We start from the raw sequence: 24,768 nt of genomic DNA, 5'->3' as shown, positions 1-24,768 counted from the left end.
CGTCAAACCTGCCGCGCGGTCGCCATCGCCCGCTCCGTCTCCCAGAACGCCCGCATCGAAACGACCAACCCGTCCTCGTTCACCCGATACACGAACACCCCGTCGGTGTCGACGCGATAGCCACCAGGCAAGTACGTCGTGATGGTGCCGACGTTCGCGACCTCCGAACCCGCCGCGTGCGAATCGCGGATCACGAACTCGAACTTCTCGACGTTCCCGATCGTCTTGTCCCAGAACGCGGAAAGGCCGTCGGGGCCGTGGTGGCCCTTGCCCTCCTCGTCGAACATCGACGGGCCGACCGGGTCCTCGACGACCGCGTCCGGGGCGAACAGCGCGAGCCAGCCGTCCTTGTCCCCGGCGGTCGCCGCCGTCATCGACTTGAACGCCGCTTCCCGCGCGGGCGGCTGCTTCGCCGCGGGGTCCCAGCAGACCTCGACTCCCATGTCACTCCTCGATTTTCGCGATGATCTCGTCGCCGAACTTGCGGATCGCGTCGACCTTCGGGCCGAGGTCCGCGTCGAATCCGTGGCCCTCGAACACCCACGGCATGGTGATCGCGTCGGTGACGCCCGCCTCGGCCTGTTCGCGGAACCCGTCGAGCCCGAACCGGTCGACGCACACCGCCTGGAACTCGAACGGGTCGTCGGCGCGCCCGCGCTCGGCGAGCAGGCCCTTGAGCTTGCCGATGGTGTCGCGCAGCTGGTCGAGCGTCATCATCGCGGACGACCAGCCGTCCGCCACGCGCGCGGCCCGGCGGAGCGCGACGTCGGTGTGCCCGCCGATGTAGAACGGCACGCGCGACGGCGGCGCCGGGCTCATCTTGAGCTTGTCGAAGTCGAAGAACTCGCCGTGGAACTCGACCATGTCGCCGCTGAGGATCAGCCGCAGCACCTCGATGGCCTCGTCGAACCGTTTGCCGCGCCGCTGATACGGCGCGCCGCACCATTCGAATTCCTCCGGCGACCAGCCGATCCCCAGCCCGAGGCCGAACCGCCCGCCGGTCAGCGCGGCGACCGAGTTGACCTGCCGGGCGAGCAGCACCGGATTGCGCGAGCCGAGTTTCAGCACCGACGTGTAGAACCGGAGCCGCTCGGTCACCGCGCCCATCGAGGCGGTCGCGACCAGCGGATCCGCCCAGGGCGTGTTCTCGTCCCAGAACCGGCTGCCGTCGGGCGTGTAGGGATAGTCGGCGGACACTTTCTCGGAGTAGAAGAGCGAATCGGGCAGCACGATCGAGGAGAACCCGGCCTCCTCGGCGGCGCGGGCCAGCCCGGTCAGCTGGTCGAGCGGGCTCATCGCGATCGACAAGGAGAACTTCATGCCGCGGACTATAACGTGTTCTAGTTTTGTCGGCCACCGCCCGATCGGCGGCGCCGCCGGGAACTCTCCGCGCACGGTCCGCGTTGTCCGTTTCAGAGACGGCTGCCCGGCCGTCGCGACAGATCGAGACACGGAGTGACCCATGGGCACCGCGATCCTCCTGATCGTGCTGGTCGTCGTCATCGTCGGAGGCGGGTTGTACCTGGCCAGGAAGCAGGCCGCGGCCAAGCAGAGCCAGCTCGAGGACGCCAAGGCCGACGCGCGCCGCCTCGTCGAACGCCTCGGCGGCCAGGTCCTCAACATCACCGGCACCGACACCGCCTCCCAGCAGGCGATGGCCGACGCGAGCGAGCGCTACAACGCCGCCGGTTCGCAGCTGGAGCAGGCCAAGACGGTCGAACAGGCCCGGTTGGTGAAGGAAACCGCCGTCGAGGGCCTGTACTACGTGCGCGCCGCGCGCGTGGCGATGGGCATGGACCCCGGCCCGGCGCTGCCGGACGAGGCCGAACGCGAACGCGCGGGCAAGGTCACCGAACACCGCGAGGTGGACGTCGAGGGCCAGCGCTACGCCGCCTCGCCCGACCCCGGCCAGGACACGCCGTACTACTACCCCGGCGGCCGCGTCGCGGGACGCCCGGTGCCGCAAGGCTGGTACAGCGAGCCGTGGTGGAAGCCCGCGCTCGTAGCGGGCGCGTGGGGCCTCGGCTCGATGTTCCTGTTCAGCGCCATGTTCTCCGGCATGAGCGGCATCGCCAGCGCGTCGGCCTGGGAATCCGGCTACGACGCGGGCCAGGCGGACGCCCTGGACGCCGGCGGCATGGACGGAGCGGACGGCGGCTTCGACGGCGGGGGCTTCGACGGCGGCGGATTCGACGGAAGCCAGGACTTCGGCGGAGGTTTCGACGGAGGCGGCTTCGATGGCGGCGGGTTTGACGGCGGAGGCTTCGACTTCTGACCGGTGACTCCGGTGAAAGGCCCCGTGGCAGGCGTGCCGCGGGGCCTTTGTCGTTCCCGCAGGAGGAAACTGGCCGGATGCCCGACAGCGAACGGAAGAAGCAGTCGAACCTGCACCGGACCACGGTGGACGCCGTGGCGGCCTACCTCGCCGACGAGGACGCGGATACCTACAACCTCACCGACGCCGCCGTCCGCCAGGACGCGTTGCGAGCGGCGCTGTATCTGGTCGCACTGGCTGCGAGAGCGGTCACCGCCCTCGCAGAGGCGACCGGCCGCACACCGCAGGAAGCCCTGCGCTCGATCGAACGTTGACGAACACTAAGCGGGCAGAAACACGAGAGCTGCTCTCGCTTCGAACCGCCGAACTCACGCAGGCTGACAGGTCGGACACCAATAAAGATTGCGCGCCGCCAATTCCTTCTGCGCCACCGGCGTCCCGCAAATCAAACACGGCATCCCGGCCCGCCGGTACACGTAAACCTCGCCCCCGTGCCGATCCTCGCGGGGAGCGCGTCCCATCGCCGCGGGCAAATGCTCGGGCGCGACCGTGTCGATCCGGCCGACCCGGACCCCCGCGCGCATCAGCGTCACCAGGTCTGCCCACATGTCGTCCCACAGCGCGCGGTCCAGCGACCGACCGGGGACCATCGGCGAAATCCCGTGCCGGAACAGCACTTCCGCGCGATAAACGTTCCCGACCCCGGCCAGCACAGCCTGATCCATCAGCAACGCGGCGATCGTCGTCCGCGAGCGCGAAATCCGCTCCCACGCGCGATCCGGCTTCGCGTCGCGGCGCAGCGGGTCCGGGCCGAGGCGGGCCTTGATCGCGTCGACCTGCGCCGGATCCAGCAGTTCGCACCGGGTCGGTCCGCGCAGATCGGTCCAGTGGGTGCGGCCGACGAGCCGCATCCGCACCTGGCCGACCGGCTCGGTCTCCGGCAGCGGCGCTTCGCCGAAGGTGCCGTACAGACCTAAGTGGACATGGACTGTCCCCGCCGGACCGTAGTCGTGGAACAGGTGTTTCCCGTACGCCTCAGCGGAAACGAGCACCTGCCCGTCGAGTTTCTCCGCCTCCGCGGCGAACCGGCCCTGCGGGCTGCTGACCGCGACCGGTCCGCCTGCGTAGCGGCGTTTGTGGAGACGGGCCAGCCGATGGAGCGTGTGCCCCTCGGGCATCAGGCCTCCGGCAGGGCGGGCGGGGTGCCGGTGCGCTCGTAGTCGAGCAGCTGCTGCACGCGCCGCGTGTGGCGTTCGGCCGGGTCCACCGGCGTGGCCAGGAACGCCTCGACGATCTCGGTCGCCTGCTCCTCGGTGTGCATCCGGGCGCCGACGCCCAGCACCTGGGCGTGGTTGTGCTGGCGGGTCAGCTGCGCGGTTTCGACGCTCCAGCCGAGCCCGGCGCGGATGCCCGGCACCTTGTTCGCGGCGATCTGCTCGCCGTTGCCGGACCCGCCGATGACGATCCCGAGGCTGCCCTCGTCGGCGGCCACGCGGCGCGCGGTTTCGACGCAGAACGCCGGGTAGTCGTCGGCCGCGTCGTAGACGAACGGACCGATGTCGGTCACCTCGTGCCCCTGTTCGCCGAGGTGGCGGACAAGGTGGTTCTTCAGCTCGAAACCGGCATGGTCGGATCCCAAGTAGACACGCACAGCGGGAGTGTGCCATCTCGCCGCCGACCCGGCATGCTCCGGGGGTGGACATCGCAGCGCAGCACGGCACGGACGTGCGACTCGAATGGGGCGGCGAAGGCGTCGAAATCCTCGGCCCGGAATGCGCCGTGCTGATCGTCGTCGACGTGCTTTCCTTCAGCACCACAACGGATCTCGTCGTCGGCCGCGGCGGCCGCGTGCTTCCGGTGCAGTGGCGCGACGAACGCGGGATCGCCGAGGCGCGCGGAGCGGGAGCGGTGGTCGCGGGCGAAGAGGAATGGACGCTCCGGCCGTCTTCTGTGACGGAGATCCCGTCCGGCACGCTGCTCGCCCTCCCCTCCCCCAATGGTGCGACGCTCTGCGCGGCCGCGGCGAAAACCGGCGCGCACGTATTGGCCGGTTGCCTGCGGAATGCGTCGGCGACCGCGGCGAAAGCCAGGGAAATCGCCGACGGACGGCCGATCGGCGTCATTCCCGCCGGGGAACGCTGGGGCGTTGACATGTTCGGAGAAGGCGCTGAATTCGGTCCGCTGCGGCCGTGCGTCGAGGACCAGCTGGGCGCGGGTGCGATCGTCAGCGCGCTGCCCGGCTCGTGGTCCGCCGAAGCCGCGCTCGCCGCGGCTGCCTACGCGGCCACCGATGTTCCGGCAGCGCTGCGCACCTGCACCTCCGGCCGGGAACTCGCCGCGACCGGCCACGGAAACGACGTCGTTCTCGCCGCGCAGCAGGACGTCAGCGCTAGCGTGGCGAGGCTGTCGCGCGGAATCCTGGAGGGGCAATGAGCTGGACCGAGGTGGCCGACCGGGTTTTCGCCCGCCGGTACAACGAACTGGACCTCACGACCGGCTTGGTGCTCGGCCAGGAGAAGTGCCTGGTGATCGACACCCGCGGCGACGTCGACCAGGGCGCCGAATTCGCCGCCGCGGTCCGCGAGCTGACCGAACTGCCGTGGTCGGTCGTCTACACGCACGCGCATTTCGACCACGCCTTCGGCACCACGCCGTTCCTGCCCTGCGACGTCTGGGCCCACCCCGGCTGTCTGCAGGCCATGCTGAAAAACGGCGAAGCTGACAAGCAAACCTGGGCCGCGCACTACCGCAAAGAGGGCAAGCCGGAGATCGCCGACGCCATCGAGCGAACCGGGCTCATGCCGCCGGACCGTCTGGTTCCCGACCGCGCCGAACTCGACCTCGGCGGCCGCACCGTCACGCTCGTGCACCCCGGCGTTGCGCACACCGACCACGACCTGCTGGTGCACGTGCCGGACGTGGATGTCGTCTTCGCCGGAGACGTCGTGGAACACGGTCCGCACGGCTTCACCGCGTACTCGTTCGGCCCGGACGACCACCTCGACGCGTGGGCCGCGGCAATGGACGCGCTGCTCGCCCTCGAACCGCGCGTCGTCGTGCCCGGCCACGGCGACCCGGTGGATGCGGCGTTCGTCCGGACGCATCGCGACGGGTTGCTGCGGCTGCACGAGCTGAAGACCGCCAAGACGCCGCTCGAGGAAGCGGTGAAAACCTCGCCGTATCCCGAGGACGTCACCAGAGCCGCGCTGGGGTGCTGATCGCGGAAGAAACGCGACCAGCACCCGCGAACGCGCGTCAGTCGAAGTTCAGGTCCCCGGTCCGGGTGCGCTTGAGCTCGAAGAAGTCCGGGTAGCTCGCCAGCGCGACCGCGCCGTCGAACACCTTCAGCGCGTCCTCGCCGCGCGGGATCGACGACAGCACCGGGCCGAAGAACGCGCTCCCGTTGACGTGGATGGTCGGCGTGCCGACGTCCATGCCGACCGGGTCCATGCCCTCGTGGTGGCTCTTGCGCAGCGCCTCGTCGTATTCGGTCGATTCGCCCGCCTCGGCGAGTTCGGCGGGCGCGCCGATCGCGGCCAGCGCCTCTTTGATGACGAGCTTGCGGTCCTCGTTGTGCTGGTTGTGGTAGCGGGTGCCGAACTCGGTGTAGAAGTCGCGCACGGCTTCCTGACCCTGGGTCTGCGCCAGCGCGGTCGCGACGCGGACCGGAGCCCAGCCCTCGCTCAGCAGCTCCTTGTACCGCTCGGGCAGGTCTTCGCGGCCTTCGTTCAGCACCGACAGGCTCATCACCCGGAAGGTCAGGTCCAGCTCGCGGTGCTTCTCGACTTCCAGGATCCACCGCGACGAGATCCACGCGAACGGGCAGATCGGGTCGAAGTAGAAGTCCACCGTGGTGGGCTGGGACGAGTCAGTCATTTTTCACGGGCTCCTCGGCGAGGCTGCTCCCCGGCGCGCGCCGGGGACGGGGCCAACCCCCGCACTGCGAGCCAACGCGGCGGCCCCTCCGCATTGTTCCCTGGTCGCCCCTTCCCGGCCCGTCATGATTGGATGCTGAACGTCGTGCCCACCGGATCCGAAGACCAGAGGTGCCCGTGCCCGCCCCCAACCTGACGCGTGACGAAGCCAAGCAGCGCTCCGGCCTGCTGGACGTGTCGTCCTACGACATCGAGCTGGACCTGACCGACGGCAGCGGCCGTCCCGGGGAGAAGACGTTCCGCTCGACCACCACGGTGCGGTTCTCCAGCAGCCGTCCCGGCGAAGCGTCGTGGATCGACCTCGTCGCCGAAGGCGTCCGCTCCGCCGTGCTGAACGGCACTGAGCTCGACGTCAGCGGCTACGCCGAGGAAAAGGGCATCGCGCTGCCCGGCCTTGCCGCGGAGAACGAACTCGTCGTCACCGCGGACTGCCGCTACATGAACACCGGCGAGGGCCTGCACCGGTTCGTCGACCCGGTCGACGACGGCGTCTACCTCTACACCCAGTTCGAGACCGCCGACGCGAAGCGCATGTTCGCCTGCTTCGACCAGCCGGACCTCAAGTCCGTCTACCGGCTCGCGGTGCACGCCCCGCGAGACTGGAAGGTCGTGTCCAACGCGCTCGTCGAAAGCGCCGAGGACACCGAGGACGGCGCGCGCCGCACGCAGTTCGCCGAATCCGAGCGAATTTCCACCTATCTGGTGGCGCTCGTCGCCGGCCCGTACGCGGAGTGGACCGACGAGTTCCGCGACGAGCACCGCACCATCCCGCTCGGCATCTACTGCCGCGCGTCGCTCGCCGAGCACATGGACGCCGAGCGGCTGTTCGTCGAAACCAAACAGGGTTTCGCCTTCTACCACGAGAAATTCGGCACCCCGTACCCGTTCTCCAAGTACGACCAGCTGTTCGTGCCGGAGTTCAACGCGGGCGCGATGGAAAACGCCGGCGCGGTCACCTTCCTCGAGGACTACGTCTTCCGCAGCCGCGTCACCCGCTACGCCTACGAGCGGCGCGCCGAGACGCTGCTGCACGAGATGGCGCACATGTGGTTCGGCGACCTGGTCACCATGCGCTGGTGGGACGACCTGTGGCTGAACGAGTCGTTCGCGACCTTCGCGAGCGTGTTCGCCCAGGCCGAGGCGACCGAGTACAAGAACGCCTGGACCAGCTTCGCGAACATCGAGAAGTCCTGGGCCTACCGCCAGGACCAGCTGCCCTCGACGCACCCGATCGCGGCCGACATCGTCGACCTGCACGCGGTCGAGGTCAACTTCGACGGCATCACCTACGCCAAGGGCGCGAGCGTGCTGAAGCAGCTGGTGTCCTACGTGGGCATCGAGCACTTCCTCGACGGCCTCAAGGTGTACTTCGGCAAGCACGCGTGGGGCAACGCCACGCTCGCCGACCTGCTGGCGGCGCTGGAGGAAGCGTCCGGCCGCGACCTGTCGTGGTGGAGCGCGGAATGGCTGGAGACCACCGGCCTCAACTCGCTCAGCCCGCGCTACGAGATCGCGCCCGACGGCACCTTCGCGTCGTTCGCCGTCGTGCAGACCGGCGCGAAGCCGGGCGCCGGCGAACTGCGCACGCACCGCGTCGCGGTCGGCGTGTACGACGAGGACAGCGACGGCAAGATCGTCCGCACCCGCCGCGTCGAGCTGGACGTCACCGGCGAGCGCACCGAGGTGCCGGACCTGGTCGGCCAGGCCGCGGGCAAGCTCGTGCTGGTCAACGACGACGACCTGACCTACTGCCGGATGCGGCTCGACCCGGCGTCGCTGACCACGCTGATCGACCGGATCGGCGACATCACCGAATCGCTGCCGCGCACGCTGTGCTGGTCGGCCGCGTGGGAGATGACGCGCGAGGCCGAACTGAAGGCTCGCGACTTCGTGACGCTCGTGGCGCGCGGGATTCACGCCGAGAGCGAGGTCGGGGTCGTGCAGCGGTTGCTGCTGCAGGCGCAGACGGCGCTCAACTCTTATGCGGACCAGAAGTGGGCCGCGGCGGAGGGCTGGCCTGCGTTCAGCGGCCGGTTGCTGGAGCTGGCCCGGACCGCGGAGGCTGGGTCGGACCATCAGCTGGCGTTTGTGAACTCGCTGGCCGGCGGGGTGTTGAGCGAGGACATGCTGACGGAGATCGCCGGGTGGCTGGACGGGTCCGCGCCGTTGCCGGGTCTCACTGTCGACACCGATTTGCGGTGGCGGTTGCTGCAGGCGCTGGTGGCGCACGGCAAGGCTGGTGCGGACGAGATCAATGCCGAGCAGGCGCGGGACGACACTGCGGCTGGGCGGCGGCATGCGGAGCGGTCTCGGGCGTTGCAGCCTACTGCTGAGGCTAAGGCGGATACTTGGCAGCGGGCTATTTACGATGACGAGATTCCTAATGCGGTTTCTGACGCGTTGATTTCCGGGTTCTCGCATCCCGGGCAGAAGCATTTGCTCGGGGATTATATTGAGCGGTATTTCGAGGTTATTGACGATGTCTGGGCTCGGCGGTCCAGTGAGCGGGCGCAGCCGACGGCGATTGGGTTGTATCCGTCTTGGGCGGTTGAGCCTGCGACGGTGAATGCTTCGGATGAGTGGCTTGCAGGGGATCATCCGGCTGCGTTGCGGCGGCTTGTTTCCGAGGGGCGGGCTGGGATTGTCCGGGCGTTGGCTGCTCGGGATTTTGACAGTCAGGTCTGACTTCTCGTCGCCTGGCGGCGACATCGGCCCCTGGTTGCGTGGGGCACCCCGAAGGTTGATTGTGCTGACGGTTCGGGGGTGCTTGTCAAGGCGGGAAAGATGCCTTGACAAGCACCCCCGAACCGCAGGGAGGCTTCGTATCGGGGTGCGCGGGAGGGGCTGGGTGCCTCGATGGTTGGGTGCATCAGCTGCGGTAGGGCTGGGTGCCTCGATGGTTGGGTGCACCGGTGCGGCTGGGGTTCGCGGTTTGGGGCTAGTGGCGGTGGGGTTCGCGGTGTGCGGCTAGCGCCCCAAAGTGGCATTGGGTGCGTCAGATGCACCCAATGTGGCGTTCGTTGCGTGGGATGCACCCAATGTGGCGTTCGGTGCGTTCCGGCGGCAGGTGCGATTGAGCTGATGGGGATTGGGGCCTGCGCCCCAAAGTGGCGTTGGGTGCGTCTGACGCACCCAATGTGGCGTTCGGTGCGTGGGATGCACCCAATGCCACATTGGGGCGGAATCCGGCGGCTGCGAGGCGGGCGGGCGGGCCGTGAAGGGCTCCTTGAGGGAATCCAAGTCCGTGAAGGAGCCCCTCACACACGGGGGCGGGTCGTGAGGGGAACCCTGAGGGAATCAGAGTCAATGAGGGTGGCCCTCACGAACGGCGGCGGCGGCGGGAGCAGAACGTAAAAGAGCCGTCCCGCTGAGTGCGGGACGGCTCTGGCGTGGGATGTATCAGTGCTTCGGCGCGGGGCCAGCTTGGTCGCTCAGCATGCGCAGGGCGTTGACGAGACCGCCGGTCAGGTCGCCTTCCTTGAAGGACGCCACCATGCTCGCCACGGCCAGGTTCGCGCCTCGGTCGGGCAGTCGGGAGTGGGCGCGTTCGCCGGTGACGATCTCGATCGCGCGCTGGGCGGGGGAAACGCCGAGCAGCACCGCGTTCGTCGGGTCGTCGGTGGCGGCGTGCAGCTTTTCCGCGCCGGCCCGGGTGTCTTCGCCCAGGTCGCCCAGGTAGATGCTGAAGTCGAGGCCCGTTTCGCGCGTCGCGAAGGTGAGGGCCTCGTCCAGGCGGGCGAGCTGCTGCACCGTGAACGGGCTCGTCGGGGCCTCGGGCTCGTACATTTTCGCCGCGGACAGCCTGCCGCTGTTGGTGATGACCTCGCCGAAGGCCAGGTCCTTCTCCGCGACCGCGGTCTGGGTCACTTCACCACTTGCCACGAGCGCCTCCTGCGGCCGTCGAAGCGCCCGCGGGCGCCGCATTCACGTCAACCGCCGGGCCGTGGCCGGCTCCTACGCCGTCCGGGTTGGCGGTCCACCACATAGCGGGGTACTCCCACGGCTGCCCCGGCCGGTACCGCGGCGTCCCCGAGAACTTCTTCCGCAAGGTCGCGGCGCCGACCACGAAGTAAATGGCCCCGGGGATGACCGCGTAGACCAGGATCGTCTCGACAACGTTCACGCCGGTGAGCGTATCGGATGCCTCCGGCAGCCACCGCGCGACACCGGCGACCGGGGGCGACCGTTCGTCGCCGCCGAGGCGCCGTCCGCCGCTTGGCCCGCGTCCGCTGGAACGTTGGGGCGAAGGGCTGCGGGCCGAAAGATGGCAACTCGCCGTACAGGCGGCCGTACCGGGCGATAGCGGCTTGTCCGAACCTTGAAATCCTCGTAGCTTTTTCACCTGTACGGGCCTTGTGCCCGCCTCCCCAGCCCCAGCCCGTCACGCACCGGTCCCAGGAGGACACCTCATGCAGAGCGTCCAGCCCCCCGCTCAGGCGATCACCGAGACCATTTCGTCACCCAGCGAAACCGGATTCGTGCCCGGAACGCGGGTCACGTCCGGCACCAGGGTTACGCGCGGCACTCGGGTCACCCGCGGAACCCGGGTCACCGCGGGCACACGCGTGACAATGGGTACCCGGGTCACCATGGGAACTCGAGTCACCAGGGGCACCCGCGTTACGCGCGGGACCCGAGTCACGGCCGGAACTCGCGTCACGATGGGCACCCGCGTCACCCGCGGAACCCGCGTCACCCGGGGCACTCGCGTCACGGCAGGCACCCGCGTCACCTGCGGCACGCGCGTCACGGCAGGCACCCGCGTCACCTGCGGCACGCGCGTCACGATGGGCACGCGCGTCACCCGCGGCACCCGGGTCACCGCCGGAACCCGCGTCACCATGGGCACCCGGGTCACCCGCGGCACTCGCGTCACGCGCGGCACCCGGGTCACGATGGGCACGCGCGTCACCTGCCAGGCCGACTACAGCCTCGCCGCCTGAGCACCGCCAGCACCGGAACAGGGACGTCGAGCACGGTCCATCGGCTCGCCCCGGCCGCCGCACAGGCAGCCGGGGCGCCGGCGTGTCCGGGAACGGACGGCTAGGCCGCCGACCCGAGATACGGCCGCCACAGCGGATCGGCCTCTTTGGAATGCGCCAGCAGCCGCCAGTGCGGGCCGTGCGGGGCGCGCGGCACCACGCGCAGCCGCCAGCCGATCTCCGACAGGAGCCGGTCGGCCTTGCGGTGGTTGCACTTCGCGCAGCAGGCGACGCAGTTGGTCCAGCTGTGCGGACCTCCCTTGCTGCGCGGGACGACGTGGTCGATAGTCTCCGCGCGGCCGCCGCAGTAGGCGCAGCGGTGCCGGTCGCGGTGCATCAGCCCGGCCCGGGTGAGCGGCACCTGCGCCCGATACGGCACCCGCACGTACGTGCTGAGCCGGATCACCGAGGGAACGGGCAGCGACACCGTCGCGGCGTGCAGTTCGACGCCGCCCGGATCGCCGTGGACGACCTCCGCCTTGCCGCACATGACGAGCACCACCGCGCGCCGCATGGGCACCGCGGTCAGCGGCTCGAAAGTGGCGTTGAGCAGGAGGACCCGGCGCCGCCCCCACGCCGGGGCGACCGGATCGCGGGCTCTACGCTGTCCGGGCGGACGGGATGCTCCCCCTGGACGGGTCCCCGGCCCGGACGGGACGGAGCCGCCGGATGCGGACCCTCCCGGGCAGGCACGCAGGATCGCCTCCGGCGGCAGCTCGGCCATGGCTTGGCCGGCGCCGCCGAGGGGGACGGGTTGTCGGTCTGGCACTCGACCACCTCCACCGGTGCAGGCATAGTCGACCACACATCAGGGCCCCGGCGCACGCGTGTTCTGTGCCGTGTCACATACCCGCGACCCGGCGGCCACTCGCCGGCCGCCTGCGCGCCGCCGGGACAAGCAACGAGAAAGGACTAGCTCAGCCAGTGAATGCCGTGCTCAGCGCTCCGCCCAGCTGCATCTCCGAGACCGGGTCGTGGTGCGCCCAGGTCTATTCGGTCACGCACAACGAGTGGCTCGCCGCGTCGGCGGGCTGGCTCGTCACCAAGCCGCTGAAGATCATCATGATCCTCGTCATCGCGTTCGTGGTGCGCTATCTCACCAAGCGGCTCATCGAACGGGTCACCACGCTCCCGGCCTCGGGCAGCAACGGCAAGATCCCGTCGCTGTTGAGACCGCTGCGCGAACGGGCGCCGGAGATGCTCGGCACCGCCGTGGTGGAACGCCGCAGGCAGCGCGCCAAGACCATCGGCTCGGTGCTGAAGTCGATGGCGACGTTCCTGATCTACGGCCTCGCGTTCATCCTCGTGCTGGGCGAACTGGGCATCGACCTGGCCCCGATCATCGCCTCGGCGGGCATCGTCGGCGTCGCGCTCGGGTTCGGCGCGCAGAACCTGGTCAAGGACTTCCTTTCCGGGATGTTCATGATGATCGAGGACCAGTACGGCGTCGGCGACGTCGTGGACATCGGCGAGGCCACCGGGACCGTCGAGGCGGTCGGCTTGCGCATCACCACGCTGCGCGACCTGAAGGGCACCGTCTGGTACGTCCGCAACGGCGAGGTGCTGCGCGTCGGCAACTCGAGCCAGGGCTTCGCCTATGCCGTGGTGGACGTCCCGCTGAGCTACTCCGCGGACGTCGACAAGGCCACCGAGGTGCTCAGCGGCGCCGCCACGAAGGCGGTCGAATCCGACGCGCTCTCGGTGAACGTGCTGGAGCCGCCGGAGATGCTCGGCGTCGAACAGGTCACGCCCGAGGGAATCGTGTTGCGCCTGACGGTCAAGGTGCGACCGGGCAAGCAGTGGGCGGTGCAGCGGAAGCTGCGCGGGCAGTTGCTCGGCGCGTTGGAGGAGGCCGGTTTCGAACCGCCGCTCGGCCGGCTGCTGTCGTCCATGCAGGACAAGCAGTCGGGCGCGCCGCGCAGCTGAGGCAGGGCAAGATGGAGGTGTGTCGACTGTGAGCGAGCCGGAACCGGCGAACCTGTACGAGGCGGTGGGCGGCGAACCGACCTTCCGCCGGATCATCAAGCGGTTCTACGAGGAAGTGGCCCGCGACGAGGTGCTGCGCCCGCTCTACCCGGAGGAGGACCTCGGCCCGGCGGAGGAGCGGTTCCGGCTGTTCCTCATCCAGTACTGGGGCGGTCCGCACACCTACTCCGACCAGCGCGGCCACCCGCGGCTGCGGATGCGGCACGCGCCGTTCAAGATCGGCCCGATCGAGCGCGACGCGTGGCTGCGCTGCATCCGGATCGCGATCGACGAGGAGAACCTGCCCGAGCCGTACCTCAGCCAGCTGTGGGCGTACCTGGAAATGGCCGCGCACAGCATGATGAACAGCTTCGTCTGATGAGACGCAAGGTCGCGGGACGGCGGCCGGACCGCCTTCCGCGGCCGTCGTGGTGGTCGGACGCGGTGTTCTACGAGATCTACGTGCGGTCCTTCGCCGATTCGGGCGAGGACGGCATCGGCGATCTCGAGGGCATCCGCAGCAAGCTCGGCTACCTGGAGCTGCTGGGCGTCGACGCGCTGTGGCTGACGCCGTTCTACCCCTCGCCGATGGCCGACCACGGCTACGACGTCGCGGACCCGCGCGGCGTCGACCCGATGTTCGGCACCCTCGGCGACTTCGACGTGCTGCTCACCGAGGCGCACCGGCGCGGCATCCGGGTCACCGTGGACGTCGTGCCGAACCACACGAGCAACCGGCACGCGTGGTTCAAGTCCGCGCTGGCCGCCGGGCCGGGCAGCCCGGAGCGGGAGCGCTACCACTTCCGCGACGGCCGCGGTCCCGGAGGCGCGGAGCCGCCCAACAACTGGATCAGCGTGTTCGGCGGCCCGGCGTGGACGCGGGTGCCGGACGGGCAGTGGTACCTGCACCTCTTCGCGCCGCAGCAGCCGGACCTGAACTGGGCCAATCCGGACGTCCGCGCCGATCTGGAGCGCACCCTGCGGTTCTGGCTCGACCGGGGCGTGGACGGCTTCCGGATCGACGTCGCGCACGGGATGGCCAAACCCGCCGGGCTGCCCGACATGGACCCGGACACGCCCGCGCACGGCGGCGGCGTGCTGGGCGACCCGCGCTTCGACGACGACGGCGTGCACGAGGTGCACCAGCTGATCCGCAAGGTGCTCGACGAGTACCCGGACGCGATGGCGGTCGGCGAGATCTGGGTGCAGGACGAGGAGCGGCTGGCCCGCTACCTGCGGCCGGACGAACTTCACCTGGCGTTCAACTTTCGCCTGGTGCTCACCCACTTCGACGCGGACGCCGTGCGCACGTCGATCGAGCGCTCGCTGGCGGTGCCGCGTTCGGCGGGCGCACCGGCGACCTGGACGCTCTCCAACCACGACGTCTGGCGCGCGGCCAGCCGCTACGGCGGCGGCGCGGCCGGGGTCCGCCGGGCGCGCGCGATGGCGCTGGTGGAACTCGCCCTGCCCGGCGCGGTCTACCTGTACCAGGGCGAAGAGCTGGGCCTGCCGAACGCCGACCTGCCGTTGGAAGCGCTGACCGACCCGCGCGCCCGCTCACAGGGCCCGGAATTCAGCCGCGACGGCGAACGCGTGCCGCTGCCGTGGGAGGGCACGCTCCCGCCCTACGGGTTCTCGCGCACCGCGCAGACCTGGCTGCCGATGCCCGCGGACTGGGCGTCGCTGACCGTGGAACGGCAGCTCGAGGACCCGGAATCGACGCTGTCGCTGTACCGGCGCGCGGTGGAGCTGCGGAAACATCACCCGGCGTTCCGCGGCGGCGACGAACTGCAGTGGTTCGGCGCGCCCGCGGGCTGCTTCGCGTTCCGCCGCGGGCGGGGCGGGCTGATCTGCGCGCTGAACACGTCGGCCAGCTCGATCGCCCTGCCGCCGGGAGAGGTGCTGCTCACCAGCAGCCCGCTGATCGACGGCAGGCTCGCGCCCGATTCAGCCGCCTGGCTCGGGTAGCCCAGGTCAGACGCGCACCCGCGTCCAGCCCGAGCAAGTCGAGCAATCCCCACAGGTCATCGGCATCTCGGCAGGGCGGGCAAGGTGCTCCTGAGGGACGCCCAGATCCTGTTCGGCCGGGGCGGGCTGATCTGCGCGCTGAACACCTCGGCCAGCTCGATCGCCCTCCCGCCGGGAGAGGTGCTGCTCACCAGCAGCCCGCTGATCGACGGCAGACTCGCCCCGGATTCAGCCGCCTGGCTCGGATAGCCCGAACCCGGCGGCCGCCCCGGTCAGGTCAGACGCGAGCACCCGCCTCCAGACCGAGCATCGCGAGCAATCCCCGCAGGTCATCGACATCGTGCGCGTGCCCCGCGACGGTGCGGGCGGCGTGCTCCTGCTGGACGCGCAGGTCCTGTTCGGCGGACACCCGGGCACGGGCGAATTCACTGGTTTCGGCGGACAGCGGACGTCGTTCCGAGCGCATGTCGCTCCTCGTCGAGGTGGAAGGGGCCACCGGCGGCACCGCGGGGGCGGGCCCGCCGGGGACGACGCCGGCTCGAACGCCGGCGCACGATGAGACTTCTCGACGGTGCTGACGCTACTCCCCGCCTCCGACCTGCCCGCGAGCCGTCCCCGCCGCGCGCATCGCGACGTCCACAGTGGACCCTTCGGGCGACGGCCCTGGTGAGACCGGCCCGGGCGTGCTTTACTGAAGACGGTCGTGTTTTGTGTTCGTGCGGTGGGTACGTCCCGCAGCCACGCTCGCAAGATGTAGCGGGCGTGGTGTTTCTCTTTTCGGAAGGCACACCGTCGGTTGCCAGGCCCGGATGCCGAGGTGGCATCTGTTGTGAGTCCGATGGAGATCGTTTTTATGACGCAAGGCACCGTGAAGTGGTTCAACGCCGAAAAGGGCTTCGGGTTCATCAGCCCGGACGACGGCAGCGCCGACGTCTTCGTGCACTACTCCGAGATCCAGGGCAACGGGTTCCGCAGCCTTGAGGAGAACGCGCGCGTGGAGTTCGAGGTCGGCCAGGGCCAGAAGGGCCCGCAGGCCACTGGCGTTCGCGCCATCTGAGTTTCCCCGGTGTTTCCCCTGGTGCGGAAGGCTTTCCGCACCGGGGGACCCGCGCCGAAGCGGACTTTTCCGCCCACGGCAGCCGAAACAGCTCGGCACCCCGGTGCAGCCCGGTGAGTTTTCCCGGCCGCACAAGGTCTTCCGCGTTCCGGGAACCCGGACGCGAGATCACCCGTTGACCAGGGCAGGTCGCGACTGGCCTCGAGGCCCTCCCCTGCCTGGCCAGTACGCAACGCACGGCGCACCCCCGAGGCGGCCCCCTTCCGCCTGGTCCGCGCCGCGGCATCGGCCTCGGCCCCGCAGAGCGCGGCGGCCGGACCAGCTCGAGTAGGAGCGTTACCCATCGACACCCAGAGCACCGTCCAGCGTCCCCCGAAATCGCCGCAGCCCATGCTCGCCGGCCACAAGACCGGCACCGAGGCCTTCCTGGTGAAGCTCTTCGCGGTCGTCCCCCTTCTCGCCGTCGCCGTCGCGGTCCCGCTCGCCTGGGGCTGGGGGCTGAGCTGGCTCGACGTCGGCCTCGCCGCCGCGTTCTACTGCGTCAGCGGCCTCGGCATCACCGTCGGCTTCCACCGGTACTTCACCCACGGCGCGTTCCGCGCCCGCCGCGGGCTGCGGATCGCGCTCGCCGTCGCGGGCAGCATGGCCATGCAGGGACCGGTGATCGACTGGGTCGCCGACCACCGCCGCCACCACGCCTACTCCGACCGCGACGGCGACCCGCATTCGCCGTGGCGCTTCGGCACGTCGCCCGCCGCGCTCGCGAAGGGCTTCTGGCACGCGCACATGGGCTGGCTGTTCGGCCGCGACCGGACCAACCCGCGCCGCTTCGCCCCCGACCTGCTCGACGACGCCGACCTGAAGCGGATCGACCGGCTCTTCCCGGTGCTGACCGTCGCGACGCTGCTGGGTCCCGCGCTGCTGGGCGGCCTCATCACGATGACCTGGTGGGGCGCGCTCACCGCGTTCTTCTGGGCCGGGCTGGTCCGGGTCGCCGCGCTGCACCACGTGACCTGGTCGGTCAACTCGCTGTGCCACCTGATCGGCGAGCGCCCGTTCGAGGCCCGCGACCGGTCGGCGAACTTCTGGCCGCTGGCGATCGCGTCCTTCGGCGAGTCCTGGCACAACTCCCACCACGCCGACCCGACCGGGGCCCGGCACGGCGTCGGCCGCGGCCAGCTCGACATCTCCGCGCGGCTGATCTGGATGTTCGAGAAGTTCCGCTGGGCCTCGCACGTGCGCTGGCCCCGACCCGAACGCCTCGCCCGCAAGCTCAAGGCTGCCTGAGCGTCCGTCTCTTGTGGTCCGTGAGGGGAACCCGGACGGATCCGATTCCCTCACGGACCGCTGATCTTCGCGTCGCGGGCCAGTCAGGACCTGCGGACTCGCTCTTCGAGCCGGGTCCGCAGGTCGCCGTGGCTGGACACCGCCAGCACCGGCCCCGGCTTCCCGGCCGTTTCGGCCGAGCTCACGACCTCCGCGACGAACCGCCGCACCCGTTCCGGCGCGGGCGTGACGTCGCCGCCCAGCTGGGCCACCGGCTGCGGGGATTCGGCGGGCGTCGTCTCCACCGCCACCGACCAGCCCTGCCGCATGGTCCACAACAGCATCAGATCCCGGCCGGGGAAACGCGGGGACCGGCCGCTCAGCGCGACGTACGCGGTGATCGTGTCGGTGACCTCGCACGACGTGCACTCCACCGACACTCCGACCGCGGCGGCGACCTCGCGCACGTACGCGGCCAGCGCCTGCCGCAGGACCTGCGGATCGTCGGCGGTGGGCAGGGACATCGGGCGTTCCGGACCGGACAGGAGCATGGGTCTCCTCTTCCGCCGCCGCTTCCGCTTCGCGCAGCAAGCGAACCGGGGTTTCGCCTCGCGCGAAGGCCGGCGGTCGCGATGATCGGGGTCGCACCGGATCGGGCATCCGGCAGCTGGACCGGACTCCGACTCTACCCGCTGGGACAAGCCCGCAGCCGAGATCAACCCGTCTGGCCGCCGCGGAAATCGCTCGATCGGCCGCGTCCGCAGGCGAAATCCTTGCTCGACGTGGCGATCGGCCCGGCACACTGTCCACTGAGGACAGCCGGGTTCAGCCCGATTGGCCGCCGAAATCGCCGCCGTCGGCCGACTCCGCGATCGACGTCGCCACCCACGCGGCGAACAACCCCGCCTGGACGTACGGTGCGGCCTCGCCGACCGCGCGCACCACCGACCGCGCACGCCCTGGCGCGGGTTCGGCTTCCGGCGCGGGATCGGCGTCCGCGGGCCGGTCGGTGCGCCACGGCGTCTCCTCGGGCCGGACCTCGGCGAGGAAGTCCGCGGTCGGGTCGCCGTCCGGTTCGGTCATGCGGTTCACGATGACATCGCCGGACGGCTCCCGCCAGCAGAATCGTCAGAACAGCAGCGGCAGCAACGCTTGGCGCCGCTTCAGCACCGCACCGTAACGGGCATCGAGGCGCAGCCACGAATCAGTCGCGGTCACCCGGACCACGTCGCCGTCGATCGACGAATCGAACAACCCCATCCCGGACAGCGCGAACAGGCACCGCATCTGGACCTTGACCTCGAGGTCTCCCCCGGTGACGGTCAGCACCGCCTGGTCCATCAGCGAGGCGGGCGGCGTGCCGTGCGGCCCGGCGTTGTCGCGGGCGAGCGCGACGCCGCGGTCGGCCAGGTCCGACACCACGCCGACCGGCAGCTCGTCGACCTTCTGCCACCGGTCGGACACCGGCAGTTCGGCGTGCCACAGCAGGTCGCGCGCCGGTCCCGGGTCCATCACCTCGCCGCCCGCGACGGCGAGCGCCGCGAGCAGTTCGTTGCCGGACACCGTGACGTCCGACGGCGTCACCGTCCCCGCCACCGCACGGGTCGCGAGGACCTCGAACGGCGTGGCCGTCCACGCCTCGACGACGTCGTCGCCCCGGCGGCGAAGCCGGACGGCGGTCGTGCCGTCTAGCCGCACCGCGCGGGCCACGAACGCGCTGAGCGTCTCCCGGTCGCCCGGATCGGGAATCCGCAGCTCAGGCATCGGCCAGCACCCGCTTGAGGAATTCGGATTCCTCGTCGCTGAGCCGGCGCGGCCGGAGGTTGGCCGTGTCGTACGGGGCCAGCACGGTCTCGGCGGTGACCGCGACCGGATCGGTCGCGTCCGGACCGGTCCGCACGACGTACCCGAGCGTCACCGTCGAGGCCTTCAGCTCGGTGAGCGTGATCTCCACGCGCACCGAGCGGCCGGGCGCCGCGACGATCGGCGCGCGGTAGTGCACCCCGAGCTTCACGACCACGACGCCCTTCGGCAGTTCGGTGAGCCCCGCGCGCTCGGCTTCGCCGAACAGCACGGGCACCCGGGCCTCTTCGAGCAGCGTCACCACGTTCGCGTGGTTGACGTGCCCGTACACGTCCATGTCCGACCATCGCGGCTGGACGTGGGAAACGAATGTCACCGCACCGTGCTCCGGATCTGGCGCGCGGCCACGGACAGCGTCGCGAGGTCGAGCCGCCCGGAACGGGTGATCTCGTCCAGCGCCACGCGCGCCCGCGAAAGCCGCGACGCGTTGGCCTTCTCCCATTGCTCGATCTGCTCGTCGACGGACAGGTCCTGGTCGCTGTGCCGCAGTGCGTCGAGCGCGATCGCGCGCAGGGAACCGTACACGTCGTCGCGCAGCGAGAGCCGGGCGAGGGCGTGCCAGCGGTTGCCGCGTTCCAGCGCGCTGATCTCGGTGAGCATCTTGTCGATGTCCAGGTGGTCCGACAGCGCGTAGTACAGCTCGGCGGTGTCCGCCGGGGTGTGCGTCGCGTCGAGCCCGACCTGCTGCTCGGCCAGCTCCGCCACCTCGACCACGTCGAGCAGGCCGTAGCTGTGCAGCAGCAGCGCCACCCGGCGGGCGAGGTCGGCGGGCACGCCCTGGTCGACCAGCGCGGCCGCGTCCTGCTCCACCGACTCCAGCTCGCGCCCGCGCAGCAGCTCGCCGAGCTTCGGGCCGAGTTCCGCGAGCACCGGGCCGAACCGGTTGATCTCGGCCAGCGGCGCGAGCGGCTGCGGGCGGTTGGTGAGGAACCAGCGCGCGGCCCGGTCGAGCAGCCGCCGCGTCTCCAGCACCATCCCGTCCGCGACTTCGGTCGGCACCACGTTGTCCAGCGCGTCGATCTCGGCCCACAGCTTCGGCAGGTCGTAGACGTGCGTGACCACCGCGTACGCGCGCACCGCGTCGGTGGCGGTCGCGTTCATCTCCTCCATGAGGCGGTAGACGAACGAGATGCCGCCGCCGTCGACCAGCTCGTTGGTGATGAGCGTGGTGATGATCTGGCGGCGCAGCGGGTGCTGCGCGATCGCCGCGGCGAACCGCTCCCGCAGCGGGGCCGGGAAGTACTCCGGCAGCCTGCGGGTGAACACCTCGGACTCGGGCAGGTCGGAGGCGAGCAGCTCGTCCTTGAGGTCGAGCTTCACGTGCGCGAGCAGCGTCGCCAGCTCCGGCGAGGTCAGGCCCTCGCCCGCCTTCTCCAGCGCGCGGAACTGCGACGGGGTCGGCAGCGCCTCCAGCTTGCGGTCGAACGCGCCCTTCGCGACCAGCGCGGACACCTGCCGCGCGTGCACCGACACCATCGGCCCGGCGTGCGCCCGGCTGACGCCGAGCACCGCGTTCTGCCGGTAGTTGTCCGCGAGCACGAGCGAGCCGACCTCGTCGGTCATCTCGCCGAGCAGCTCGTTGCGCCGCGCGTGCTCCAGCTCGCCGCCCGCCACCAGGTGGTCCAGCAGGATCTTGATGTTGACCTCGTGGTCGGAGCAGTCGACGCCGGCCGAGTTGTCGAGCGCGTCGGTGTTGATCTTGCCGCCGGCGCGGGCGAATTCGATGCGGCCGAGCTGGGTCAGGCCCAGGTTGCCGCCCTCGCCGACGACCTTCACGCGCAGCTGGTTGCCGTTGACGCGGATCGCGTCGTTGGCCTTGTCGCCCGCCGCGGCCTGGCTTTCGCTCTCGGCCTTGACGTAGGTGCCGATGCCGCCGTTCCACAGCAGTTCGACCGGGGCCAGCAGGATCGCCTGGATCAGGTCCATCGGCGCGAGCTTCGTGACGCCCTCGTCGAGGCCGAGCGCCTCGCGGACCTGCGGAGTGATCGGGATGGTCTTGGCCGACCGCGGGTAGATCCCGCCGCCCTCGCTGATCAGCGAACGGTCGTAGTCGTCCCACGAACTGCGCGGCAGGTCGAACAGCCGCCGCCGCTCCGCGTAGGACGACGCGGCGTCCGGGTTCGGGTCGAGGAAGACGTGCATGTGGTTGAACGCCGCGACCAGCCGGATGTGCTCGGACAGCAGCATCCCGTTGCCGAAGACGTCGCCCATCATGTCGCCGATGCCGACGACCGTGAAGTCCTCGGTCTGGGTGTCCTTGCCCAGCTCGCGGAAGTGCCGCTTCACGCTTTCCCACGCGCCCTTGGCGGTGATGCCCATGGCCTTGTGGTCGTAGCCGACCGAACCGCCGGAGGCGAACGCGTCGCCGAGCCAGAAGCCGTACTGCGCCGAGACTTCGTTGGCGATGTCGGAGAACTTCGCGGTGCCCTTGTCCGCCGCGACGACCAGGTAGCTGTCGTCGGCGTCGTGGCGCACCACGTTCGGGGCGGGCACGGTCTCGCCCTCGACGCGGTTGTCGGTGAGGTCCAGCAGGCCGGAGATGAACATCCGGTAGCAGGAGATGCCCTCGGCGAGCTGGGCGTCGCGGTCGACCCCGGCGTCGCCGGTGGGCCGCGGCGGGCGCTTCACCACGAAGCCGCCCTTCGCGCCGACCGGCACGATCACCGCGTTCTTCACCGCCTGCGCCTTCACCAGGCCCAGGATCTCGGTGCGGAAGTCCTCCTGCCGGTCCGACCAGCGCAGGCCGCCGCGGGCGACCTCGCCGAACCGCAGGTGCACGCCCTCGACGCGCGGCGAGTACACGAAGATCTCGTACTTCGGGTGCGGCTCGGGCAGCTCCGGCACGCCGCTCGGGTCGAGCTTGAGCGCCAGGTACGGCCGCGGGTTCCCGTCGGCGTCGCGCACGTGGTAGTTCGTGCGCAGGGTCGCGTTGATGACCGCGAGCATCCGGCGCAGGATCCGGTCCTCGTCGAGGCTCGTGACCTCGTCGACCATCGAGGAGATCTCGGCGGTCAGCGATTCCTCGTGCGTCTTCCGGTCCACATCGGACAGTTGCGGGTCGCAGCGGGTTTCGAAGAGCCGCACCAGTTTCGTCGCGACCTCGGTGTGCTTGACGACCGTGTTCTGGATGTAGGACTGGGAGAACGGGCTGCGCGCCTGCTGCAGGTAACGCGAGTACGCCCGCAGCACCGCGGCCTGGCGCCAGGTGAGCCCGGCGCGCAGGACGAGCCCGTTGAGGCCGTCGACCTCGGCGTCGCCGCGCCACGCCGCGTGGAACGCGTCCTGGAACCGCTCGCGCACCTCGACCGCCGCCGCCTCGTCGGCTTCCTCGAGGCCCTTCTTGTCGACGCGCAGGCCGAAGTCGTAGATCCAGCTGGCCCCGCCGTCCTCGCGGAACAGCTCGTACGGCCGCTCGTCCACCACCTCGACGCCCATCGCCTGCAGCACCGGCAGCACCTTGGACAGGGTGACGCCCTCGCCGCGCAGGTAGAGCTTGAACCGCCGCTCGCCGGGTTCGGCGTCGGCGGGCAGGTAGAACGACAGCGCGAGGTCGCCCTCGTCCGCGAGGGTGTCGAGCTTGGCCAGGTCGGCCAGCGCGTCCTCGGCGGTGAAGTCTTCCTTGTACGCCTCGGGGAACACCGCGCCGAAGCGCTGGCCCCGGTCGACCGCGGACTCCTCGCCCATCATCCCGATCGGGCCGCCGTCGCCGACGCGCTCGCGGCGTTCGGCGATGATCGCCTCGACCAGCCGGTCGTCCCAGCTGCGCACGACGGTGTTCAGGCGTTCCTGGATCCGCAGCGTGTCCGGCTCGAGGGCGTTCGACGGGTCGGTGTGCACCATGAAATGCACCTGGGCCAGCAGCGTTTCGCCGACGCGCGCGCTGTACTCCAGCTGCGTGCCTTCGAGTTCTTCCAGCAGCACTTCCTGCATCGCCAGCCGCGAGCGCGTGGTGTAGCGGTCGCGCGGGAGGTAGACGAGGCAGGAGTAGAAGCGGCCGTACGGGTCGCGGCGCAGGAACAGCCGCAGCCGGCGGCGGTCGGACAGGGTGATCGCGCCGGTGGTGGTGTAGAAGAGCGAATCGGTGTCCGCGGAGAACAGGTCCGCGCGCGGCCAGTTCTGCAGGACCTCCAGCATCCGCTGGCCGGAGAACGACTCCATCGGGAACCCGGCGCGGTGGATCACCTCGCGCACGCGCTGGCCGACCACCGGGATGTCGAGCACGTTCTCGTGCAGCGCGGTGGTGGTGAACATGCCGAGGAAGCGGTGCTCGCCGGAGACCTTGCCGTGCTCGTCGAACGTCTTCACGCCGACGTAATACGGATAAACCGGACGGTGCACCGTGCTCGGCGCGCTCGCCTGGGTGAGCACGAGCAGCGACGGCGCGAGCGCGTCGACCGAGCTGTCCGGGCCTGCGGTGAGGCTGCGCGCGGCGAGGCTGTCCTGGCGCAGCACGCCCAGCCCGGACGCGAGAACCGCGCGCAGGGCGGGCTCGTCGCTGTCCGGCTGCGGGCTGTCGACCAGCTCGTACTTGCGGTAGCCGAGGAAGGTGAAGTGGCCGTCGGCGAGCCAGCGCAGCAGGCGCGCGCCCTCGGTGACCTCGTCGTCGCTGGGCAGCTTCGGCGGGTGCTGCTCCAGCGTTTCCGCGAGCGAGCAGGCCGTCTGCGCCATCTTCTCGGCGTCCTCGACGACCTCGCGCACGTCGCCGAGCACCGACGTCAGCCGGTTGTCCAGCTCGCGCGCCCGCTGCGGGTCGGTGACGAGGTCGATCTCCACCAGCATCCACGATTCCGCGGACGCGCCAGCCGGCGGATCGGCCGGGTCGGCGTCGAGGTGCAGGCCCTCCAGCTCGCCGGTCAGGCCGCGGCTCACCACGACGATCGGGTGCACGATGCGCTGCACCTGCACGCCGTCGCGGGCGAACTCCGCGGTGACGCTGTCCACGAGGTAGGGCATGTCGTCGGTGACGACCTGCACGACGGTCGCGTCGCGCGTCCAGCCGTCCTCGGCGGTGGTCGGGTTCAGCAGCCGGACCGCCGGGCGCCCGGGTATGCGCTGCTTCGCCAGCTGCAGGTGCGACCGCACCGCGCCGACGAGCGCTACCGGATCGTCGCCGACGATCTCGTCGGCCGGGATGTGCCGGTAGTACAAGCGGATCAGGTCCGCGATCTCCGGCGCCTGCGCCGCGGCGGTGTCGATCAGCTCGTCCCGGATCTGCTCCGGGCTGGCTGTCGTGCGGCGGGCGGCGCCGGCTTCGGTGCCGACATCGGGCGGGGACGAAACTCCCGTCGAGCTCATTGAGCAACTCTCCAGTATGCGAGACCGAGATGCGTCCGTCACCACAACGTGCCGGACATCCCTCACCCTAATCCGCCCGGAGACGCCCCTGTGCGCGGCGGGGAAAGACTTAAGGTTCGTTTCAGGGGTCCCCGGCGCCGCGCTCGCGCGGGATCGGTTCAG

Annotated in this window: 27 protein-coding genes; 12 read left to right on the top strand and 15 right to left on the bottom strand. The window is 70.3% G+C overall.

The window, feature by feature from the left end; translation table 11 throughout:
• Window positions 1–2 precede the first annotated feature (2 nt).
• Window positions 3–443 carry a nuclear transport factor 2 family protein gene (locus PUT80_RS24490; protein WP_037814033.1) on the bottom strand — a complete coding sequence of 147 codons (441 nt, stop codon included), beginning with the start codon at window positions 441–443 and terminating at the stop codon, window positions 3–5.
• A gap of 1 nt (window position 444) precedes the next feature.
• Window positions 445–1,320 (bottom strand): TIGR03619 family F420-dependent LLM class oxidoreductase, encoded by an 876-nt coding sequence (locus tag PUT80_RS24485; protein ID WP_275293619.1) that lies wholly within the window; start codon window positions 1,318–1,320, stop codon window positions 445–447.
• Between the two features lie 142 nt (window positions 1,321–1,462).
• On the opposite strand from PUT80_RS24485, the gene PUT80_RS24480 reads away from it, so the two are divergent.
• Window positions 1,463–2,275, top strand: coding sequence for a hypothetical protein (locus PUT80_RS24480; protein ID WP_037814038.1), 813 nt, complete (start codon window positions 1,463–1,465; stop codon window positions 2,273–2,275).
• Between the two features lie 77 nt (window positions 2,276–2,352).
• Window positions 2,353–2,589, top strand: coding sequence for a hypothetical protein (locus PUT80_RS24475; RefSeq protein ID WP_051729013.1), 237 nt, complete (start codon window positions 2,353–2,355; stop codon window positions 2,587–2,589).
• A gap of 54 nt (window positions 2,590–2,643) precedes the next feature.
• Here the strand turns inward: PUT80_RS24475 and PUT80_RS24470 are convergent, their stop codons facing one another.
• The gene (locus PUT80_RS24470; protein WP_134729574.1) at window positions 2,644–3,453 is read right to left on the bottom strand and encodes a DNA-formamidopyrimidine glycosylase family protein; all 810 of its coding nucleotides are present in this window, start codon (window positions 3,451–3,453) and stop codon (window positions 2,644–2,646) included.
• Window positions 3,453–3,926: a ribose-5-phosphate isomerase gene (locus tag PUT80_RS24465; protein ID WP_275293618.1), complete on the bottom strand. Its 474-nt coding sequence runs from the start codon at window positions 3,924–3,926 to the stop codon at window positions 3,453–3,455. Before PUT80_RS24465 ends, PUT80_RS24470 begins: the two co-directional genes overlap by 1 nt.
• A 44-nt stretch (window positions 3,927–3,970) precedes the next feature.
• Here PUT80_RS24465 and PUT80_RS24460 point away from each other — a divergent pair, with 44 nt between their 5' ends.
• Window positions 3,971–4,708, top strand: coding sequence for a 2-phosphosulfolactate phosphatase (locus PUT80_RS24460; protein WP_238605052.1), 738 nt, complete (start codon window positions 3,971–3,973; stop codon window positions 4,706–4,708).
• The gene (locus PUT80_RS24455) at window positions 4,705–5,493 is read left to right on the top strand and encodes an MBL fold metallo-hydrolase (RefSeq protein ID WP_275293617.1); all 789 of its coding nucleotides are present in this window, start codon (window positions 4,705–4,707) and stop codon (window positions 5,491–5,493) included. The genes PUT80_RS24460 and PUT80_RS24455 overlap by 4 nt, the downstream gene beginning before the upstream one ends.
• Before the next feature lie 37 nt (window positions 5,494–5,530).
• On the opposite strand, the gene PUT80_RS24450 is transcribed toward PUT80_RS24455, so the two are convergent.
• Window positions 5,531–6,151 (bottom strand): DsbA family protein, encoded by a 621-nt coding sequence (locus tag PUT80_RS24450; protein WP_037814050.1) that lies wholly within the window; start codon window positions 6,149–6,151, stop codon window positions 5,531–5,533.
• Window positions 6,152–6,327: 176 nt separating this feature from the next.
• Here PUT80_RS24450 and pepN point away from each other — a divergent pair, with 176 nt between their 5' ends.
• Window positions 6,328–8,895 carry an aminopeptidase N gene (gene pepN, locus PUT80_RS24445; protein WP_134663132.1) on the top strand — a complete coding sequence of 856 codons (2,568 nt, stop codon included), beginning with the start codon at window positions 6,328–6,330 and terminating at the stop codon, window positions 8,893–8,895.
• Between the two features lie 714 nt (window positions 8,896–9,609).
• On the opposite strand, the gene PUT80_RS24440 is transcribed toward pepN, so the two are convergent.
• From PUT80_RS24440 to PUT80_RS24430, 3 genes are all read right to left on the bottom strand, one after another.
• The gene (locus PUT80_RS24440) at window positions 9,610–10,092 is read right to left on the bottom strand and encodes a DUF5130 family protein (protein WP_037814052.1); all 483 of its coding nucleotides are present in this window, start codon (window positions 10,090–10,092) and stop codon (window positions 9,610–9,612) included.
• Complete coding sequence (locus PUT80_RS24435; RefSeq protein WP_037814055.1) at window positions 10,079–10,333, bottom strand: hypothetical protein; 255 nt, start codon at window positions 10,331–10,333, stop codon at window positions 10,079–10,081. Before PUT80_RS24435 ends, PUT80_RS24440 begins: the two co-directional genes overlap by 14 nt.
• A gap of 309 nt (window positions 10,334–10,642) precedes the next feature.
• Window positions 10,643–10,816 (bottom strand): hypothetical protein, encoded by a 174-nt coding sequence (locus tag PUT80_RS24430; RefSeq protein WP_235146640.1) that lies wholly within the window; start codon window positions 10,814–10,816, stop codon window positions 10,643–10,645.
• Window positions 10,817–10,871: 55 nt separating this feature from the next.
• On the opposite strand from PUT80_RS24430, the gene PUT80_RS24425 reads away from it, so the two are divergent.
• A complete protein-coding gene (locus PUT80_RS24425; RefSeq protein WP_275293616.1) occupies window positions 10,872–11,153 on the top strand; it encodes a hypothetical protein in 282 nt (93 codons plus the stop codon).
• Window positions 11,154–11,253: 100 nt separating this feature from the next.
• On the opposite strand, the gene PUT80_RS46320 is transcribed toward PUT80_RS24425, so the two are convergent.
• Window positions 11,254–11,706: an HNH endonuclease gene (locus PUT80_RS46320; protein WP_050788293.1), complete on the bottom strand. Its 453-nt coding sequence runs from the start codon at window positions 11,704–11,706 to the stop codon at window positions 11,254–11,256.
• A gap of 410 nt (window positions 11,707–12,116) precedes the next feature.
• Between PUT80_RS46320 and PUT80_RS24415 the strand changes: the two genes are divergently transcribed.
• The 4 genes from PUT80_RS24415 to PUT80_RS24400 all read left to right on the top strand — a co-directional run bounded on the left by PUT80_RS24415 (window position 12,117) and on the right by PUT80_RS24400 (window position 15,374).
• A complete protein-coding gene (locus PUT80_RS24415; RefSeq protein WP_167754160.1) occupies window positions 12,117–13,118 on the top strand; it encodes a mechanosensitive ion channel family protein in 1,002 nt (333 codons plus the stop codon).
• A 19-nt stretch (window positions 13,119–13,137) separates the two neighbouring features.
• Window positions 13,138–13,536 (top strand): globin, encoded by a 399-nt coding sequence (locus PUT80_RS24410; RefSeq protein ID WP_037357233.1) that lies wholly within the window; start codon window positions 13,138–13,140, stop codon window positions 13,534–13,536.
• Entirely contained in the window at window positions 13,536–15,125 is a 1,590-nt protein-coding gene (locus tag PUT80_RS24405) for a glycoside hydrolase family 13 protein (RefSeq protein WP_275293615.1), read from the top strand. The genes PUT80_RS24410 and PUT80_RS24405 overlap by 1 nt, the downstream gene beginning before the upstream one ends.
• Before the next feature lie 84 nt (window positions 15,126–15,209).
• Window positions 15,210–15,374 carry a hypothetical protein gene (locus tag PUT80_RS24400; protein ID WP_158714500.1) on the top strand — a complete coding sequence of 55 codons (165 nt, stop codon included), beginning with the start codon at window positions 15,210–15,212 and terminating at the stop codon, window positions 15,372–15,374.
• A 28-nt stretch (window positions 15,375–15,402) separates the two neighbouring features.
• Here the strand turns inward: PUT80_RS24400 and PUT80_RS24395 are convergent, their stop codons facing one another.
• Window positions 15,403–15,591, bottom strand: a complete 189-nt coding sequence (locus tag PUT80_RS24395) for a hypothetical protein (RefSeq protein ID WP_009081303.1) — start codon at window positions 15,589–15,591, stop codon at window positions 15,403–15,405.
• Between the two features lie 387 nt (window positions 15,592–15,978).
• Here PUT80_RS24395 and PUT80_RS24390 point away from each other — a divergent pair, with 387 nt between their 5' ends.
• Both PUT80_RS24390 and PUT80_RS24385 read left to right on the top strand, forming a co-directional pair.
• Window positions 15,979–16,182 (top strand): cold-shock protein, encoded by a 204-nt coding sequence (locus PUT80_RS24390; protein ID WP_037814060.1) that lies wholly within the window; start codon window positions 15,979–15,981, stop codon window positions 16,180–16,182.
• Window positions 16,183–16,572: 390 nt separating this feature from the next.
• Window positions 16,573–17,469 carry a fatty acid desaturase gene (locus PUT80_RS24385; RefSeq protein ID WP_043829466.1) on the top strand — a complete coding sequence of 299 codons (897 nt, stop codon included), beginning with the start codon at window positions 16,573–16,575 and terminating at the stop codon, window positions 17,467–17,469.
• Window positions 17,470–17,552: 83 nt separating this feature from the next.
• Here PUT80_RS24385 and PUT80_RS24380 read toward each other — a convergent pair whose 3' ends face one another.
• The 5 genes from PUT80_RS24380 to PUT80_RS24360 all read right to left on the bottom strand — a co-directional run bounded on the left by PUT80_RS24380 (window position 17,553) and on the right by PUT80_RS24360 (window position 24,606).
• Entirely contained in the window at window positions 17,553–17,999 is a 447-nt protein-coding gene (locus PUT80_RS24380; RefSeq protein ID WP_199817689.1) for a DUF6292 family protein, read from the bottom strand.
• A 274-nt stretch (window positions 18,000–18,273) separates the two neighbouring features.
• On the bottom strand, window positions 18,274–18,531 hold the full coding sequence (locus tag PUT80_RS24375; protein WP_037814249.1) for a hypothetical protein: 258 nt from the start codon (window positions 18,529–18,531) through the stop codon (window positions 18,274–18,276).
• Between the two features lie 45 nt (window positions 18,532–18,576).
• Window positions 18,577–19,212 carry a hypothetical protein gene (locus tag PUT80_RS24370; RefSeq protein WP_275293614.1) on the bottom strand — a complete coding sequence of 212 codons (636 nt, stop codon included), beginning with the start codon at window positions 19,210–19,212 and terminating at the stop codon, window positions 18,577–18,579.
• Window positions 19,205–19,627: a thioesterase family protein gene (locus tag PUT80_RS24365; RefSeq protein WP_037814068.1), complete on the bottom strand. Its 423-nt coding sequence runs from the start codon at window positions 19,625–19,627 to the stop codon at window positions 19,205–19,207. Before PUT80_RS24365 ends, PUT80_RS24370 begins: the two co-directional genes overlap by 8 nt.
• Window positions 19,624–24,606 (bottom strand): NAD-glutamate dehydrogenase, encoded by a 4,983-nt coding sequence (locus PUT80_RS24360; RefSeq protein WP_275293613.1) that lies wholly within the window; start codon window positions 24,604–24,606, stop codon window positions 19,624–19,626. The genes PUT80_RS24365 and PUT80_RS24360 overlap by 4 nt, the downstream gene beginning before the upstream one ends.
• Between the last annotated feature and the right edge of the window lie 162 nt (window positions 24,607–24,768).

The sequence above is a fragment of the Amycolatopsis sp. La24 genome, assembly GCF_029087445.1.
Classification (GTDB): Bacteria; Actinomycetota; Actinomycetes; order Mycobacteriales; family Pseudonocardiaceae; genus Amycolatopsis; species Amycolatopsis nivea.
This window is presented reverse-complemented; position numbering and strand designations above follow the sequence as displayed.

Coding starts and splice junctions, on each gene's coding strand:
- PUT80_RS24490 (WP_037814033.1), bottom strand. CDS start 443: ATGGGAGTCGAGGTCTGCTGGGACCCCGCGGCGAAGCAGCCGCCCGCG.
- PUT80_RS24485 (WP_275293619.1), bottom strand. CDS start 1,320: ATGAAGTTCTCCTTGTCGATCGCGATGAGCCCGCTCGACCAGCTGACC.
- PUT80_RS24480 (WP_037814038.1), top strand. CDS start 1,463: ATGGGCACCGCGATCCTCCTGATCGTGCTGGTCGTCGTCATCGTCGGA.
- PUT80_RS24475 (WP_051729013.1), top strand. CDS start 2,353: ATGCCCGACAGCGAACGGAAGAAGCAGTCGAACCTGCACCGGACCACG.
- PUT80_RS24470 (WP_134729574.1), bottom strand. CDS start 3,453: ATGCCCGAGGGGCACACGCTCCATCGGCTGGCCCGTCTCCACAAACGC.
- PUT80_RS24455 (WP_275293617.1), top strand. CDS start 4,705: ATGAGCTGGACCGAGGTGGCCGACCGGGTTTTCGCCCGCCGGTACAAC.
- PUT80_RS24450 (WP_037814050.1), bottom strand. CDS start 6,151: ATGACTGACTCGTCCCAGCCCACCACGGTGGACTTCTACTTCGACCCG.
- PUT80_RS24425 (WP_275293616.1), top strand. CDS start 10,872: ATGGGCACCCGCGTCACCCGCGGAACCCGCGTCACCCGGGGCACTCGC.
- PUT80_RS46320 (WP_050788293.1), bottom strand. CDS start 11,706: ATGCGGCGCGCGGTGGTGCTCGTCATGTGCGGCAAGGCGGAGGTCGTC.
- PUT80_RS24405 (WP_275293615.1), top strand. CDS start 13,536: ATGAGACGCAAGGTCGCGGGACGGCGGCCGGACCGCCTTCCGCGGCCG.
- PUT80_RS24395 (WP_009081303.1), bottom strand. CDS start 15,591: ATGCGCTCGGAACGACGTCCGCTGTCCGCCGAAACCAGTGAATTCGCC.
- PUT80_RS24390 (WP_037814060.1), top strand. CDS start 15,979: ATGACGCAAGGCACCGTGAAGTGGTTCAACGCCGAAAAGGGCTTCGGG.
- PUT80_RS24385 (WP_043829466.1), top strand. CDS start 16,573: ATGCTCGCCGGCCACAAGACCGGCACCGAGGCCTTCCTGGTGAAGCTC.
- PUT80_RS24380 (WP_199817689.1), bottom strand. CDS start 17,999: ATGCTCCTGTCCGGTCCGGAACGCCCGATGTCCCTGCCCACCGCCGAC.
- PUT80_RS24375 (WP_037814249.1), bottom strand. CDS start 18,531: ATGACCGAACCGGACGGCGACCCGACCGCGGACTTCCTCGCCGAGGTC.
- PUT80_RS24370 (WP_275293614.1), bottom strand. CDS start 19,212: ATGCCTGAGCTGCGGATTCCCGATCCGGGCGACCGGGAGACGCTCAGC.
- PUT80_RS24360 (WP_275293613.1), bottom strand. CDS start 24,606: ATGAGCTCGACGGGAGTTTCGTCCCCGCCCGATGTCGGCACCGAAGCC.